Origin of the sequence: Salmonella sp. SAL4457, assembly GCF_046548235.1 — a bacterium.
In the GTDB taxonomy this organism is placed as follows: Bacteria; Pseudomonadota; Gammaproteobacteria; order Enterobacterales; family Enterobacteriaceae; genus Salmonella; species Salmonella enterica.
Window position 1 is genome coordinate 1 of the sequence record NZ_JBGDZO010000099.1, and the last position, 394, is coordinate 394.

1 protein-coding gene is annotated in these 394 nt (G+C 70.1%); it reads left to right on the forward strand.

Annotated features, from left to right (window positions below; all coding sequences use genetic code 11):
* Window positions 1–394 (forward strand): hypothetical protein (locus tag ACLJNW_RS23410; RefSeq protein ID WP_410961112.1); only part of this gene is annotated, 394 nt, incomplete at both ends.

The following is a 394-nucleotide window of genomic DNA, read 5'->3' on the forward strand; positions in this document are numbered from 1 at the left end:
GCCTGCTGCGCGACGGGGTGACGCTGGAGGTCGGCAGCCGGCTGGGTGCCGGTACCCTGCTGGCGGCACCGGCCAGCGTGCAGGCGATGACCTGGCCTGCGGGCGTGCCCTTGCCGAGCATCCTGCGCGAGGGGCCCAGCAGACCCAATGTCCTGCTGCTCAATGGAGAGCTGGCCTTGGCACGTGGTTCTCTGATCCCTTCGCAGACCGAGGTGGTACTGGCTGGCGATGCGCCTTTCATCGAGTTGCGGCCCAGCGACGGTGTCCGCCAGGGACGCAACTGGGCATTGGCCGAGATGCTGCCGGCCGGTAGCCAGTCCGGGTCCATGCGCCTGGTCGCCGGTGCCGATCTCGCGGCTGCCGACAACCGTCTGGTGCGTCCGGACTCCTCGGC